Genomic DNA, 12,854 nt, shown 5'->3' on the forward strand with positions numbered 1-12,854 from the left:
AAAAAAACCACCCGCCAGTAGAGGTGGTTTTTTTTAGTGCCTGTGTGCCGGTTTCCAGACCATCTCCAGCAGGAGCATCTCGATGCCCGGGTAAAACTCCACCCTGCCCCTCTTCACTGCCCGGTCCAGTTCCAGAAGTTGTTGCAAGAGCGTAACCACCTGCTCCCGGGTGAAGTTACCCGCCTGAACGAGAAGCTTTCTGACTGCAAAAGGAGGTACTCCCAGTTTCGCTGCGATCTCACCGGGTGACTGTTTTGCAGGGGTCAGTTCCAGGACCTGCAGCATCAGGCGAAACTGCCGGGCCACCATGGCCAGAATGGCCGGCCCCGCCTGCCCCTGCCGCATCAACTCCCGGATACCCTCCAGCGCCGCCCCGATCCGCCTTTCCCCGATGGCATCGACCACCTGAAAAATATTCTCCTCCAGAACCGGCACGGTGAGACGGTTGATGTCTTCCTCCAGGATAGTCTCCCTGGAACCGGTATAAGAAATCAACTTGGCCATCTCCTGGTTCAAAACAAACAGGCTGGGACCCACCCGACGGACCAGCAACCCGGCTACAGCCGGGGTGATGGACTTCCGTGCCAGGCGCGCCTGTTTTTCCAACCACCGGACCAGGTCCCGGGTCTGAAGGAAGGTAAATTCCACCACCCGTCCTCTTTCTTTTAGGGCCTTGAAAAGGCGGCTTCGCCGGTCCACGGGACGGGTGGTGGTAAAGATCAGGCAGGTAGTAAGAGCAGGCTGACGTACATAGGCCAGCAGAGGAGCCTCCGAGTCACGTGCGGAAACGCTGGCCCGTTTTTGGCCGGAACCCCCTGAATTAGAGGCAAAAAATGGGGCATGGCGAACAACAACCAGACGCCAGCGGGCCATAAAAGGGGGGGCTTGCGCTCGCATTACAATATCACCTTCGGTGACCTCCTCCCCGTCCAGAACGTCAAAGTTGAATTCCCCTGCGGGGGACGTGAGAAGTTTCTCCCGGAATCTCTGGACGGCCTTTTCCTGAAGAAATGCCTCTTCCCCATGGAAGAGGTAGACCGGAGCAATCTTCCCATTCTCCAGGTCGTTAATTAAATCAAGGTAATATTTCAAGCTCACTCCCCCTGACTGCATCCCTAAAAAAGATTATTTCAGCCCCCAAAAATCAACAATCAGGTCCGCAACTGCACCTGTTTCGTGAGTACCAAAACACGGAAGATCGGAATGGCTGATTCCATCGCCCACCAGTGCCATAAGCCTGTCCTTTCTCCCTACCAGGGAGGCGGTTCTCCCGGGCGGGCAGACTTCGATCTGGGGCCAGTCAGCCTTTTTATAGCCTTCCGCCAGGACAATATCCACCGGGCCAAGCAAGGGGAGGATCTGTTCGAGGGACAACTCTTCTTCCACCCGGCGGACGACAGCAATTTTACGGGGAGCTGAAATGCATACCGCCCGCGCACCGGCCCGGGCATGGCGCCAGGTATCCTTGCCAGGCTTATCTATTTCAAAATCACCGTGGTGGTGCTTGATAGTTCCCACGCGGTAGCCGCGCCGCTCAAATTCCGCGATCAACTTCTCCAGAAAAGTGGTTTTCCCTGCGTTGGAAGTTCCAACGATGCAAATTCCAGGCGAACCGGACATGTGCTTCATCCTCCGAAACTGTTCCCCGCTCCGAGAACTTCGATCCGGTCTCCAACCTTCACCGGTCCCCCCGTGAGAATGCGTACAAAAATACCCTCCCGGGGCATAATGCAGTCGCCGGCCAGCCGGCGGATCTCACAGGCGGAATGACATGCCTTGCCGATCTGGGTAACTTCCCCGACGGCTTCCGGGCCGATGGCCAGACGGGTGCCCACGGGGAGGCCGGTGAGCTCTATACCCTCGGTGGTAATGTTCTCAGCAAAGTCACCGGGATTAACATCCAGACCCAGTGCACGCATTTTTTGAATGCTTTCCATGGCCAGGAGGCTCACCTGACGGTGCCAGGGACCAGCATGGGCATCTCCCTCCAGGCCATGATTGGCTACCAGCATACCGGCACCGATGTTCTTTTTGCGCATACCCTTTTCCGGGCTCGCACATACTGCTACTATCAATCCCATTCTTTTTCTCCCTCCCGCCTGAATTCACCACTTTGGCCGCCACTTTTGCTGACAAGCCGGATATTTTTGATTACCATGGCCCGGTCCACCGCCTTGCACATGTCATAGATGGTCAGGGCAGCCACACTTGTGGCAGTGAGAGCCTCCATTTCCACCCCTGTCCTGCCGGTGGTCCGCACCCGGGCCTGGATTTCCACCCTGTCAGGGGGCTGCAGACGAAAATCCACCTGCACGCTGGTTAAAGGAATGGGGTGGGCCAGGGGAATGAGTTCCTGCGTCTTCTTGGCAGCCATGATCCCCGCCAGCCGGGCCACCCCCAGCACATCCCCCTTCGCCGCGGTACCACCGGCAATGATGTCCAGGGTTCCGGGACTCATGAGTACTTCGCCGCGGGCAACCGCCTCCCTCAAGGTCTCCCCTTTCCCGCTTATATCCACCATGTGAGCCCTGCCCCGGGAATCAAAGTGATTTAAGGGTGTACCTTCCATCTGCTCCTATCCTCCTATTTGAGACATGTTTTTGCCGGTACCCGGCTGCCCCCGGTTGATATGGTGCCGCCCGGGCTTTTCCTGAACGGCCCGGGCCACAAGTTCAGCCAGTTCCTCCAGTGTGGCACCCCGGCGTAAAATCCCTTTAAGGTCGATCTCGTATTCATGGAAAAGACAGGGCCTCAAAGCACCTACGGCAGTCAGGCGCAGGCGGTTGCACCGCCCGCAGAAATGGTCGCTCACCGCACTGATAAAGCCGATGGTTCCCACCGCCCCCGCCAGGTGGTAGTAACGTGCCGGCCCGCTGCCCGTAAGCTTGCGCACCTCCTGCAACTGGCCGAACTGCTGCTCAATCCGCTCTCTGATCTCGGCCGCCGGAATATAACCTTCCCTGGAAACACCGGCAGCCGTTCCAAAGGGCATCAATTCAATGAAACGCACATGCAGCGGCCGGTCTAAGGAAAGGCGGGCCAGATCGCAAATTTCATCATCATTGAAACCGCGCATAACCACCACATTCAGCTTAACGGGATGCAAACCGAGCTCCAGGGACTTCTCAATGCCCCGCCATACCGCTTCCAGCCGCCCTCCCCGGGTAATGTAACTGTAACGCTCGGGTTTTAAGGTATCCAGGCTGACGTTCACCCGGCGCAGTCCGGCAGCCTTTAACTGCTCAGCCCGGGCAGCCAGCAGGATGCCGTTGGTGGTCAGGGCCAGGTCGTCGATTTCCGGTATGGCGGCCAGCGCCTCTACCAGTTCGGTTATCCCGCGGCGAACCAGAGGCTCCCCTCCGGTCAGGCGCAACTTTTTAACCCCCACCCTTGTCGATGCCCGGACCACCCGGACAATTTCCTCCAGGGTGAGGATTTCCTCCCTGGGTACGACAGACACTCCGTGGGGAGGCATGCAGTAACGGCAGCGTAAATTGCAGCGGTCGGTGACCGAAACGCGCAGGTAGTTTATCTCCCTGTGATAACGATCTTCCACAGAATAAGCACATCCCTTCGGAGTTTAAAACCGGCTTAAGGTAGTATTCTCGACAAAACGACACTTTCCTCCCGGCATTCATTAAGAGTGACAGGACAATTATACTGCCCGCCTTAAATACTGTCCAACTGTCTAAACATACAGTCCAGTTTGTTGTACATCCGGCTCCCGGATCAAGCAAGAATTAAGTGGCAGAACAGTCTTTTCTCTGGCATTCTTTTTGCAGTGACTGCAAGTATGGCAGGTTAAACCTCGCAAATTGCCATACAATTATCGCAAACTGAAACGGAGGTATGGCCATGCGCATAGAGCAGCACCCGGTCCTGGAATTCAGGCGAGGTAAAAAAATCAAGTTTACCTTTGACGGCAAAGAGTATGAAGGCTATGAAGGAGAAACCATCGCCGCGGCCCTGCACGCTGCCGGTATCCGGGTTATGCGGGAAAGCCCGGTTCTTCACCGTCCCCGGGGCCTTTTCTGTGCCATCGGCAACTGTTCCTCCTGCCTCATGACTGTAAACGGAGAACCCAACGTGCGCATTTGTGTGGAAAAGCTGCGCCCGGGAATGGTGGTGGAAAGCCAGAAAGGAAAGGGAGTTATTTATGCAGCAGGAAATTAGTTTTGTAGAGATTGCGGTCATCGGCGGCGGTCCCGCCGGACTTTGTGCGGCCCTGGAAGCAGCAAATGCGGGTGCCCGTGTGGTCCTTCTGGACCGCCAGGATCGGCTGGGCGGCCAGTTGATCAAACAGACGCACCGCTTTTTCGGCTCCCGCAGTCACAGAGCCTCTGAACGGGGAATCAATATCGCTGCCGAACTGACCGACCGGGTTACATCCCACCCTCGAATTGAAGCCCTGACCGGCGCCACCGTTTTTGGTTTCTACGAAGACGGCGTGCTGGGCGTGGAACAGGAAGGAAGGATCTTCTACCTGAAGCCTTCCCGGGTAATTGTGGCCACGGGAGCATCGGAAAAAAGCCTGGCCTTTCCCAACAACGACCTGCCGGGCATCTATGGTGCCGGTGCGGTACAGACACTGGTCAATGTTTACGGTATTTTACCTGGAAAGCGGGTTCTGATGGTCGGCGCCGGCAATATCGGTGTTATTGTCACCTACCAGTTGCTGCAGGCAGGCATGGAGGTAGCCGCCATTGTGGAAGCCGCCCCGAGGATCGGCGCCTACTGGGTCCATGCGGCCAAGGTGCGGCGGGCGGGAGTCCCCATCTACACCAGCCATACCATCAAGCGTGCTTACGGCAAGCGGGAAGTGGAAGGCGCCGTCATCTGGCAACTGGATGAACAGGGAAAACCCGTCCCTGGAACGGAAAAGGACTTCGCTGTAGATACCATTTGTCTTTCGGTAGGCCTATCCCCCCTGATTGAGCTGTTGGCCCAGGCCGGCTGCCGCCTGGCTTTCGTACCTCAGCTTGGCGGGCATGTACCTCTGCGCGATGCCAACCTCCAGACCACCGTACCGGGAGTTTACGTGGCCGGCGATGCGGCAGGAGTGGAGGAGGCCTCGGCAGCCATGATGGAAGGCGCCCTGGCCGGTCTGCATGCTGCTTACAGTTTGGGGTACGGCCATGCCGGTTACGATGACCGCCACCGGGAGTTGCAACACCAGCTGGACAGCCTGCGTTCCGGCCCTGTGGGCGAAAAAATTCGTACCGGGCTGGCCAGGGTGCTTGTTTAGAGTTTGGGAGGTGAAGCTTATGCTGGCTGTGGATGGCATACCTGCACCGGAAGACCTGGCGGCCAAGATACCTCCGCCGGAGCGGCTCGCCAGAGGGCCGGTGGTCATAGCGGAATGCTTCCAGCCCATTCCGTGCGACCCCTGTAGCCACGCCTGTCCCCGCCAGGCCATCGGACCTTTCAAGGATATCAACGAAATACCGCAGGTGGATTACGAAAAATGCAACGGATGTGGTCAGTGCATTACCCGCTGTCCCGGGCTGGCCCTTTTCGTCGTAGATCTTACTTACACCGAAAAAGAAGCCCTGATCAAGCTGCCCTACGAGTTTCTCCCCCTCCCAGCGGAAGGCCAGGAAGTAGCCGGCGTAAACCGGGCCGGGGAAACAGTGTGCCGGGCACGGGTGGTTAAAGTGGTGGCTACGGAAAAAATGGATAAGACCGCGGTCGTATGGCTGGCCGTACCCAAAGAGCTGGCCATGGAAGTACGGCACTTTTTCATAAAATACTGACGTAAAACCAAAAAGGAAACGGGCGCCGTTTAAAAACGGATGTTATTAAACGTTCCAGGAGTGAAAGACATGGAAGATAAAACCATCGTCTGCCGCTGTGAAGACGTAACTCTGGAGGAAATCCGGGAGGCCATTGCGGGGGGTGCCCGCACTCTCGACGAGATCAAGCGGCTGAAACGTTGCGGTATGGGCCCCTGCCAGGGCCGCAACTGCCGGTCCCTTATTGCAGGAGAAATCGCACGCCTTACCGGACAGGACCCGGCCAGCCTGGAGCTCCCCACTTTCCGGCCGCCGGTAGTCCCCTTGAAACTGGGCACCCTGGCCCGGGGAGGTGTCAAGAATGAACAGGCATGAAGTGATCATCATTGGTGGGGGCGTCACCGGCTGTTCCATCGCCTATCACCTGGCTGCCAGGGGCATGCGTGATGTGGCTGTGCTGGAACGGGCTTACCTCACCTCCGGCGCAACGGGACGCTGCGGAGCCGGTTTCCGCCACCAGTGGGGTACCAAAACCAACTGCCTGTTGACCAAATACTCCATTGCCAGGCTGGAACACCTGGCCGAAGAACTGGAATACCCCGGAGGCGTGGAGATCAAACAGGGAGGGTACCTGCTCCTGGCCTATACCCCCAAAATGGTGGAGCAATTCAAGAAAAACCTGGCCCTTCAGAAGAGCCTGGGTATTGACGCCCGCTGGGTAACACCTCAGGAGGCCCGGGAGATCGTCCCCTTTTTAAACACCGAAGGCCTTCTGGGAGCCACCTTCTGTGCCAGAGACGGCCACGCCAACCCATTTAAAGTCACCGACGCCTATGCCCGGGCCGCCAGGCGACTGGGGGTAAAGATCCATACTTATACGGAAGTTCGGGACATAAAAATTGAAGGCTCCCTGAAAACGGTCATCACCAACCGGGGTAATTTCCAGGCCCCGGTAGTGGTCAACGCCGCAGGCGGCCACGCAGCGGAGATCGGCCGCATGGTGGGGGTGGAACTGCCCGTGGTACCGGAACGACACCAGATCCTGGTGACCGAACCGGTGGAACAGGTCCTGGGACCCATGGTGATGAGTTTCTATCACAACCTGTACTGCCAGCAAACGCCCCACGGCAGCTTTATCATGGGTCTGGGGGACCCCAACGAACCCAAGGAATACAATATCCGGTCCAGCTGGCAGTTTCTCACCCAGATGGCCCAAAAAGCGGTCTGGCTCCTGCCGGTCTTGAAAAACGTACGTGTGGTCCGGCAGTGGGCCGGGGTGTACGACATGAGCCCCGACCGGCAACCGGTGCTTGACGAGGTACCCGAAGTGCCGGGGTTTTATGTCGCGGCAGGGTTTTCCGGTCACGGCTTCATGATTGCTCCCATGACCGGCCAGCTGATGGCGGAAATTATTTTAGGACTGCCCACCACCCTGCCCGTAGATATGTTCAGCCTGTCCCGCTTCCAGACCGGAAAGTTGTTTGTGGAACCATCGGTTGTCTAGGTTACCGGATAGTTGTACAGTAAAAAAACAGGACCTTGTTCCCGAGGAGAATGCAACTTTGCATCCAGGAGTGATAAATAATGCTGACGACTTTTACAAACGAACCCTTAACAGATTTCACCCGGGAAGAAAACCAGAAGAAAATGAAGGATGCCCTGCAGAACGTAAGAGGCTGCCTGGGCAGGGAATATCCCTTGATTATCGGGGGAGAAAAGATCTACACCGGAGAAAAAATCGTATCTTACAACCCTTCCTGCCACAGTGAGGTGATCGGTTACGTTTCCCGGGCCGATAAGGAACTGGCCCAGCGGGCGGTGGAAACAGCAGCAGAAACTTTCCTGAGCTGGCGCCGGGTCCCCCCCGAGGCAAGGGCACGCTATCTCTTTAAGGCTGCGGCGATCATGCGCAAGAGAAAACACGAGCTCTCGGCCTGGATGGTGCTTGAAGCGGGGAAAAACTGGGCCGAAGCCGACGCCGATACCGCCGAAGCTATTGATTTCCTGGAATTTTACGGACGGGAAATGATACGCCTGGCTCAACCTCAACCGGTCACTCCCTACCCCGGTGAAGAGAATACTCTTGAATACCTTCCCCTGGGTGTAGGGGTAATCATACCCCCGTGGAACTTCCCCCTGGCCATCCTCACCGGTACGACCGCAGGGCCGGTAGTGGCCGGTAATACGGTAGTTTTAAAACCGGCCAGCAATACGCCGGTAATCGCGTACATGTTCATGGAGATCATGCAGGAAGCCGGCCTGCCCGCCGGGGTCATCAACTTCCTGCCCGGCAGCGGCGGCGAAATTGGTGATTTCCTGGTAGGTCATCCCCTTGTGCACTTCATTAATTTCACCGGTTCCAGGGATGTGGGGCTGCACATTAACAATCTGGCTGCCCGGATAGCGCCCGGACAGAAATGGATCAAACGGGTGGCAGCGGAAATGGGCGGCAAGGATGCCATTATCGTTGATGAGGACTGTGACCTGGATGAAGCTGTAGCCGGCGTGATCACTTCGGCCTATGGCTTTTCCGGGCAGAAATGCTCCGCCTGCTCCCGGCTTATCGTTGTGGGTGACGCCTACCGGCCGGTACTGGATAAACTCGCCGAAAGGGTCTCTCAACTCAAGACGGGACCAGCCGAAGAATATGGTACGGACGTTGGGCCGGTCATTGATGCCTCTTCATATGATAAAATTATGAGGTACATTCAGATTGGCCGGGAGGAAGGACGTTTGCTCGTCGGCGGCCAGGGAGACAACAGCAGGGGCTACTTTATCTGGCCCACAGTTTTTGTTGACGTACCACCCCGGGCTCGTATCGCCCAGGAGGAAATTTTTGGACCCGTGCTGGCAGTCATGCAGGCCAAAACCTTCGATGAAGCCATTTCCATTGCGAATGATACGGAATACGGCCTGACCGGGGGCGTTTATTCCCGCAACCGCACCCACCTGGAAAAGGCCCGCCGGGAATTCCATGTAGGCAACCTGTATTTCAACCGCAAGTGCACCGGTGCCCTGGTGGGAGTTCAGCCCTTTGGCGGATTTAAAATGTCCGGCACCAACTCCAAAGCCGGTGGGCGGGACTATCTGAAATTGTTCATGCAAGTCAAATCCATTTCGGAACGTTTTTAAACGGATGTGAGGTCCATTGTCCAGACTGGATCAGGTAAAAGTGGATTGCCAGCGGGCTGCCGAAGCTATCGCCGCGGCCCTGGGGGTCGAGGTCGAGGTGATCGACCTCGACCTGGTGCGGGTGGCAGGCACCGGCAAAGTGCGCAACGACGTGGGTTCCCGCCTCCTCCGGGGGCTGGTGAACAAACACGTACTCAAGACCAACCAGCCCATTTTCATCAAGGAGGCGGGCTACCACCCCATTTGTATGTCCTGCCCACTTACGGGGAGCTGTTTCTACAAGGCTTCCATCGTTTACCCCATCATGGCAGGACAGAACGTCATCGGCACCATCAGCCTGATTGCCTTCAGCGAAGAGCAAAAGATCACTCTTTGCTCCCGCACCGAGTCCCTGATGGAATTTATCGGGCGTATGGCCGACCTGATCGCAGCCAAGGTCCAGGAAACCGAGGCCATAACCGAAAAAATGATCATGGCCAGCCAGGTCAACGCGGTCATGGATGCAGTGGATGAAGGGGTCATCGCTATCAACAGCAACGGAGTGGTAACCCACTTCAACCTCTCTGCCGAACGAATGTTTAATATCCCCAGAAACGAAATTCTGCAGCACCACCTGGAAGAGCACCTGACCGGCCTGCCCCTGCTCAAGGCCCTGCGGGAGCCGGGAGGCTTCACTTCCCGGGAGTGTTTTGTCCAGGCCAGGGGACGGCGTCTGCACCTTTTGGTTACCGCCCGTCCCATCATGGGCAGCGACGGCCGGCCCGTGGGAGTTGTGGCTTCCGCCCGGGACTTCAAGGAGACGCAAAAACTGGCCTATGAAATTATGAGTGCCCAGAAGGTTTTCACCTTCGATGACATTATCGGAAAAAGCCGGGCTATCAAGGAACTGAAAGCCCGTGCGGCGAAAATAGCCGGCAGCCATTCCACCGTCCTTATTACCGGGGAGAGCGGTACGGGCAAGGAAATTTTCGCCCGGGCCATTCACGCAGCCAGCCCACGGAAAAACAAGCCCTTTGTGGCCATCAACTGCGGAGCCATCCCTGAAACCCTGCTGGAAAGTGAACTGTTCGGCTACGAGGAGGGAGCTTTCACCGGTGCCCGTAAAGGAGGCAAACCGGGTAAGTTCGAGCTGGCAAACCATGGAACCATCTTCCTGGACGAAATTGGGAATATGTCCCTGTACCTGCAGGCGAAACTTCTACGAGTGCTGCAGGAACGCCAGGTGGAGCGTATCGGCGGCAACCGCCTGATCCCGGTTGATATACGCATCATAGCCGCCACCAACAGCAATCTGGAGGAAATGATTGCCAAGGGACATTTCCGGGAGGACCTTTATTACCGCCTGAGCGTCATTCCCCTGAACATACCCCCTTTACGGGAGAGGCCGGAAGATATCAAGCTGCTCCTGGAACACTACCGGGAACATTACAACAATCTCCTGGGCAAGAATATACGGGGTTATACCCCCCGGGCAGAACGGGCCTGCCTCGCTTATAGCTGGCCGGGGAATGTGCGGGAACTCATTAACGCCGTAGAGTATGCCGTAAACCTGGAAGAAGGAGACCTTATTGATATCGGCAGCCTGCCCCGGTCAGTTCAGGACGGCGGCCACCGCATGCCGGAAATCCCGGGCCGCGAAAACCGCTGGGTTACCCTGGAGCAGATGGAAAAGGAGGCCATCATCAGCGCCCTGGAGCATTTCGGCTGGAATGAGCAGGGGAAAACAAAAGCCGCCCGGGCACTGGGTATAAGCCGGGCGACCATCTACCGCAAAATTGCCAAGTATAACCTCATGCCCCCCACGTCCCGGGAAGCAACTCTCACCAGGGAACATTAATTCTTGCGCAGAGGCTTTTTGGTATTCAGGATACCGAGACGATTCATTTTGTAATATAAAGTACTGCGGGGTACACCCAGAAGGCGGGCGGTAACTGTGCGGTTTCCCCCCGCCTCTTTCAACGCTTTGAGAATGATTTCTTTTTCGGTTTCTTTCGCAGCCACAGTCAAATCCGGGGGCGACTCCCGGACGGAAGCAAAACCCAGGGCGTGTTCCTGCAGGTACTTGGGGAGATCTTTTTCCGTGATCACCTCGTTTTCTGCAAGGACCACCATTCTCTCCACGGTATTCTTTAATTCCCTGACGTTGCCGGGCCAGGAATAAGAAAGCAGCGCCGCCACCACTCCGGGTTCCACTTTGGTGATTTCTTTACCGTAGAGCTGGCAGTATTCCTGCAAAAAGCGGTAGAGCAGTTCGGGAATATCCGAGCGCCTTTCCCTCAGGGGAGGCATCTCCACACTGATTACATTCAAACGGTAATACAGATCCTCCCTGAATTCACCGCCGGAAACCATCTCCTCCAGCTGACGGTTGGTGGCAGCAATGATGCGGATATTTACGCTAACAGGCCGGGACCCGCCCACGCGGTAGAATACCCTTTCCTGCAAAACGCGCAAAAGCTTGACCTGCAGGTTGGGGGGCAACTCCCCTATTTCATCCAGAAAAACCGTACCCTCGTTGGCCATTTCCAGCAGACCGGGTTTACCACGGGGCCCGGCCCCGGTAAAGGCACCCTGTTCATAGCCGAATATTTCGCTCTCGAACAGCTCTGACGGTATGGCACCGCAATTGACCACCACGAAGGGTTTACCAGCCCGGTCGCTGGCCTCGTGTATGGCCCGGGCCAGGACCTCCTTCCCCGTACCGCTCTCTCCCCGGATCAGCACGGTGGCATCAGTAGGAGCAGCGCGCCGGGCTACATCCACTATGGCCTTCATGCGGGGGTGATGTCCGTAAAGCTTGGCGAAGGGGTCCACCCGCTTGATCTCGTTCTTCTGGATGGCTTCTTTCAGGCACTTAACCTGGTAACTCGCCCGGGACAGGGCACGGTTGAGCTGGATCACCTCCGTGACGTCCTTCTCGGCCGACACACCACCTATAACCCGCCCATCCCGCCTGATAGGCACGGAATTAATCAGGACATGGGTATCCTGACAGGGCTGGTGGTACTCCGCGTATACCTCACAGTCCTCCCGGCACACCCTGGTAACGACAAGGTTGGTAAAAAATTCGTGGATGGAACGACCCAGAATGTCCTGGCATTTGATGCCGTAAAGCAACTCAGCCTTACGATTCCAGCCGGTAACGTTTTCCTGGCTGTCAATCATGCAGATAACGTCATCGGTCACTCCGAGCACGGCGGTTAGAGCCGCCTCCGTCTCCCGTAGATAATCCACCAGTCGTTCGGCCACCCGTTCTAAAGTCAGCAGGCCCACAACCGTGCCGCCGGCATCCACAACGGCTATGTTTTTCTCCCGCAAAATCGGAACCACACTTAAAATATGCTGGTCCAGGATTTCTTCCCCGTGGATGGCAAACTCACCCAGATCGCCTTCCGGAACCGGTTCGCTCAAAAAATCCCGCACCAAAAGCCTTTTTTCCAGATACATAAGCCATTCTCCCCGTCATTCACCCAGATAGGCCCTCTTAACCTCCGGTTTCTGCATCAGCTCCGCTGCCGGACCCTCCAGGGTGATTTCCCCCGTCTGCAGCACATAGGCCCTGTGCGCAATGGAGAGGGCCATGTGAGCATTCTGCTCCACCAGTAGAATGGTCGTACCCGCCCTGTTAATCTCCTTGATAATTGCGAACACTTCCCGCACCAGAAGCGGTGCCAGGCCCATCGAAGGTTCATCCAGCAACAAGATCTCCGGCCGGGACATCAAAGCCCGACCCATAGCCAGCATCTGCTGTTCGCCACCGCTCAAGGTACCCGCCAGCTGGTTTTTGCGCTCGGCCAGGCGAGGGAAGCGCTCGAAAACCCGCTCCAACCCGGCCTTCAGCTCGGAGCGGCTGCGCACCACGTATGCCCCCATCTCCAGGTTTTCCAGTACCGTCATACGGCTGAACACCCGCCTGCCCTCGGGCACCTGGGTCAAACCCAGCTCCACAATTTATGGTGATACCCGGCGGTACCGGCAGGCCGATATTGG

Annotated in this window: 13 protein-coding genes and 1 pseudogene; 7 read left to right on the forward strand and 7 right to left on the reverse strand. The window is 56.9% G+C overall.

The features are described 5' to 3' along the window. Nucleotides 1-33: 33 nt before the first annotated feature. From holA to moaA, 5 genes are read right to left on the reverse strand one after another with little or no spacing between them, the layout of a single operon-like run. Entirely contained in the window at nt 34-1,092 is a 1,059-nt protein-coding gene (gene holA, locus ACPLUI_RS05150; RefSeq protein ID WP_424659203.1) for a DNA polymerase III subunit delta, read from the reverse strand. A 33-nt stretch (nt 1,093-1,125) separates the two neighbouring features. Then, nucleotides 1,126-1,620 (reverse strand): molybdopterin-guanine dinucleotide biosynthesis protein B, encoded by a 495-nt coding sequence (mobB, locus tag ACPLUI_RS05155; protein WP_424659204.1) that lies wholly within the window; start codon nt 1,618-1,620, stop codon nt 1,126-1,128. A 5-nt stretch (nt 1,621-1,625) separates the two neighbouring features. Then, on the reverse strand, nt 1,626-2,081 hold the full coding sequence (locus ACPLUI_RS05160; protein WP_424659205.1) for an MOSC domain-containing protein: 456 nt from the start codon (nt 2,079-2,081) through the stop codon (nt 1,626-1,628). Then, a complete protein-coding gene (gene moaC / locus ACPLUI_RS05165; RefSeq protein WP_424659206.1) occupies nt 2,072-2,569 on the reverse strand; it encodes a cyclic pyranopterin monophosphate synthase MoaC in 498 nt (165 codons plus the stop codon). Before moaC ends, ACPLUI_RS05160 begins: the two co-directional genes overlap by 10 nt. 6 nt (nt 2,570-2,575) lie before the next feature. After that, nucleotides 2,576-3,556 (reverse strand): GTP 3',8-cyclase MoaA, encoded by a 981-nt coding sequence (moaA, locus tag ACPLUI_RS05170; RefSeq protein ID WP_424659207.1) that lies wholly within the window; start codon nt 3,554-3,556, stop codon nt 2,576-2,578. A 299-nt stretch (nt 3,557-3,855) separates the two neighbouring features. Here moaA and ACPLUI_RS05175 point away from each other — a divergent pair, with 299 nt between their 5' ends. The 7 genes from ACPLUI_RS05175 (at nt 3,856) to ACPLUI_RS05205 (ending at nt 10,701) form a co-directional block, all read left to right on the forward strand. Beyond that, complete coding sequence (locus tag ACPLUI_RS05175) at nt 3,856-4,173, forward strand: (2Fe-2S)-binding protein (protein WP_072866805.1); 318 nt, start codon at nt 3,856-3,858, stop codon at nt 4,171-4,173. After that, nucleotides 4,157-5,245, forward strand: coding sequence for an NAD(P)/FAD-dependent oxidoreductase (locus tag ACPLUI_RS05180; protein WP_424659208.1), 1,089 nt, complete (start codon nt 4,157-4,159; stop codon nt 5,243-5,245). The genes ACPLUI_RS05175 and ACPLUI_RS05180 overlap by 17 nt, the downstream gene beginning before the upstream one ends. A 19-nt stretch (nt 5,246-5,264) precedes the next feature. Beyond that, entirely contained in the window at nt 5,265-5,753 is a 489-nt protein-coding gene (locus ACPLUI_RS05185) for a 4Fe-4S dicluster domain-containing protein (RefSeq protein WP_424659209.1), read from the forward strand. A 69-nt stretch (nt 5,754-5,822) separates the two neighbouring features. After that, complete coding sequence (locus tag ACPLUI_RS05190; RefSeq protein ID WP_424659210.1) at nt 5,823-6,107, forward strand: (2Fe-2S)-binding protein; 285 nt, start codon at nt 5,823-5,825, stop codon at nt 6,105-6,107. Continuing rightward, on the forward strand, nt 6,094-7,236 hold the full coding sequence (locus tag ACPLUI_RS05195; RefSeq protein WP_424659211.1) for an NAD(P)/FAD-dependent oxidoreductase: 1,143 nt from the start codon (nt 6,094-6,096) through the stop codon (nt 7,234-7,236). Before ACPLUI_RS05190 ends, ACPLUI_RS05195 begins: the two co-directional genes overlap by 14 nt. An 80-nt stretch (nt 7,237-7,316) precedes the next feature. Continuing rightward, nucleotides 7,317-8,864: an L-glutamate gamma-semialdehyde dehydrogenase gene (pruA, locus tag ACPLUI_RS05200; RefSeq protein ID WP_424659212.1), complete on the forward strand. Its 1,548-nt coding sequence runs from the start codon at nt 7,317-7,319 to the stop codon at nt 8,862-8,864. Between the two features lie 16 nt (nt 8,865-8,880). Further along, the gene (locus tag ACPLUI_RS05205) at nt 8,881-10,701 is read left to right on the forward strand and encodes a sigma 54-interacting transcriptional regulator (RefSeq protein WP_424659213.1); all 1,821 of its coding nucleotides are present in this window, start codon (nt 8,881-8,883) and stop codon (nt 10,699-10,701) included. Here ACPLUI_RS05205 and ACPLUI_RS05210 read toward each other — a convergent pair. Both ACPLUI_RS05210 and ACPLUI_RS05215 read right to left on the reverse strand, forming a co-directional pair. After that, nucleotides 10,698-12,311 carry a sigma-54 interaction domain-containing protein gene (locus ACPLUI_RS05210; RefSeq protein ID WP_424659214.1) on the reverse strand — a complete coding sequence of 538 codons (1,614 nt, stop codon included), beginning with the start codon at nt 12,309-12,311 and terminating at the stop codon, nt 10,698-10,700. The genes ACPLUI_RS05205 and ACPLUI_RS05210 overlap by 4 nt on opposite strands. Before the next feature lie 15 nt (nt 12,312-12,326). Next, nucleotides 12,327-12,815 (reverse strand): annotated as a pseudogene (locus ACPLUI_RS05215) (ABC transporter ATP-binding protein); the annotation flags it as partial. Between the last annotated feature and the right edge of the window lie 39 nt (nt 12,816-12,854).

This window comes from Desulfofundulus sp. (assembly GCF_049701015.1).
Taxonomy (GTDB): Bacteria; Bacillota; Desulfotomaculia; order Desulfotomaculales; family Desulfovirgulaceae; genus Desulfofundulus.